1 protein-coding gene and 1 pseudogene are annotated in these 2,152 nt (G+C 71.3%); both read right to left on the bottom strand.

The annotated features are described in order from the left end of the window. Positions 1-347: pseudogene (locus FNQ90_RS20575) on the bottom strand (hypothetical protein); the annotation flags it as partial. A 135-nt stretch (positions 348-482) separates the two neighbouring features. Then, positions 483-1,928, bottom strand: coding sequence for an adenosylhomocysteinase (gene ahcY / locus FNQ90_RS20570; protein ID WP_182607720.1), 1,446 nt, complete (start codon positions 1,926-1,928; stop codon positions 483-485). Positions 1,929-2,152 lie beyond the last annotated feature (224 nt).

Raw genomic sequence — 2,152 nt, 5'->3', positions numbered from 1 at the left:
AGGCGGGCGAGGGAGATCAGGTGGGCGGGGGAGGTGCCGGTGAAAGCCCTGGCACCGGGGGCGTGCCCCTCCAGGGCGCGGCGTCCGCCGGTGTCGCCGCGCACCCAGCTCAGGCCGCCGACGTCGATGCCGCCGCGCACCCACCACAGGGTGGTGCGCACCTCCAGTCGGACGGGGCGCCCGAGGGCGTCCATGGTCAGGTCCACGCCGCCGGCCGGTTCCCCGGAGGGGGTCCTGCGGTCGGCGGTGTACCGCCAGCCGGCCGGGCCGGGGGCGCAGGTGAAGTGTTCGGTTCCCAGGGGCGTGCCGTCCCGGGGGTCGTGGAGGGCGTAGACACCGCTGGGCATGGGCCCACCGTAAGGGGTGAGGGGGCGGAAACGGCACGGGGCCGGCCGCCTCCGCCCCGTGCCGCGCCGGTGGGCGCGGTGGTGGGGCGGGGCGGCCGGCCCCGGTGTTCGTCCGGTTCCGGCGTCCGCTCGGTATCAGTAGCGGTAGTGGTCGGGCTTGTAGGGGCCCTCCACGGGGACGCCGATGTAGGCGGCCTGCTCCGGGCGCAGCTCGGTGAGGCGGACGCCGAGGGCCTCCAGGTGGAGACGGGCGACCTTCTCGTCGAGCAGCTTGGGCAGGGTGTGCACGCCGAGGGGGTACTCGGCGGCCCGGGTGAACAGCTCGATCTGCGCGATGGTCTGGTTGGCGAAGCTGTTGGACATCACGAAGGACGGGTGCCCGGTGGCGTTGCCCAGGTTGAGCAGACGGCCCTCGGAGAGCACGATGAGCACCTTGCCGTCGGGGAAGGTCCAGGTGTGGACCTGCGGCTTGACCTCGTCCTTGACGATGCCGGGCAGGGCGGCGAGGCCGGCCATGTCGATCTCGTTGTCGAAGTGGCCGATGTTGCCGACGATGGCCTGGTGCTTCATCCGGGCCATGTGCTCGGCGAGGATGATGTCCTTGTTGCCGGTGGTGGTGATGAAGATGTCGGCGGTCTCGAGGACGTCCTCGAGACGGACCACCTGGTAGCCGTCCATGGCGGCCTGGAGGGCGCAGATGGGGTCGATCTCGGTGATCACGACCCGGGCGCCCTGGCCGCGCAGGGACTCGGCGCAGCCCTTGCCGACGTCGCCGTAACCGCAGACCACGGCGACCTTGCCGCCGATGAGCACGTCGGTGGCGCGGTTGATGCCGTCGATCAGGGAGTGCCGGCAGCCGTACTTGTTGTCGAACTTCGACTTGGTGACCGAGTCGTTGACGTTGATGGCCGGGAAGAGCAGGCTGCCCTCGCGGAACATCTCGTACAGACGGTGGACACCGGTGGTGGTCTCCTCGGTCACGCCGCGGATCTCCGAGGCGAGGTTCGTCCACTTGTTGGGGGTCTCGGCCAGGGTGCGGTTGAGCAGTTCGAGGATGACGCGGTGCTCGTCGTTCTCGGCCGTGGCCGGGTCCGGCGCGGAGCCCGCCTTCTCGTACTCGACACCCTTGTGCACCAGCAGGGTGGCGTCACCGCCGTCGTCGAGGATCATGTTGGGGCCGCCGGTGGGGGCGTCGACCCAGGTCAGGGCCTGCTCGGTGCACCACCAGTACTCCTCCAGGGTCTCGCCCTTCCAGGCGAAGACCGGGATGCCGGCGGCGGCGATCGCGGCGGCGGCGTGGTCCTGGGTGGAGAAGATGTTGCAGGAGGCCCAGCGGACCCGCGCGCCGAGGGCGACCAGGGTCTCGATGAGCACGGCGGTCTGCACGGTCATGTGCAGGGAGCCGGTGACGCGGGCGCCGGCGAGCGGCTGCGAGGCGGCGTACTCCTCGCGGATCGCCATCAGGCCGGGCATCTCGTGCTCGGCGAGGGTGATCTCCTTGCGGCCGAAGGCGGCCAGGGAGATGTCGGCGACCTTGTAGTCGGTGAAGCCCTCGGGGGCGGTGACGGGGGTGTTCGACATGCGCGAACGACTCCTCGGAATCGATGGCGTACACGTGGGCAGGCCGACCGGACCCTGCCCCGGGGGGGCGGTGGCCGGTCGTCCGTCCGTCGGAGGGCCTTCTTTCCCCTCGGCCGGGTGGGGCGGCGGAGCGCCCGGGCCCGACTGCCATCAGCAGCGACGTCTGACGTCTTGCCCATCGAGGCTAACAGCCGGGGCGCGGGTGGTTCCACGCCCACGGGGCG

It is taken from the genome of Streptomyces alkaliphilus (genome assembly GCF_014141535.1).
In the GTDB taxonomy this organism is placed as follows: Bacteria; Actinomycetota; Actinomycetes; order Streptomycetales; family Streptomycetaceae; genus Streptomyces; species Streptomyces alkaliphilus.
Note: the sequence above shows the minus strand (reverse complement) of the source record. Positions and strands in the feature narration are given on the sequence as shown.

Excerpts from the sequence above, each read along its gene's own strand:
- ahcY (WP_182607720.1), bottom strand. The coding sequence starts at position 1,928 with ATGTCGAACACCCCCGTCACCGCCCCCGAGGGCTTCACCGACTACAAG.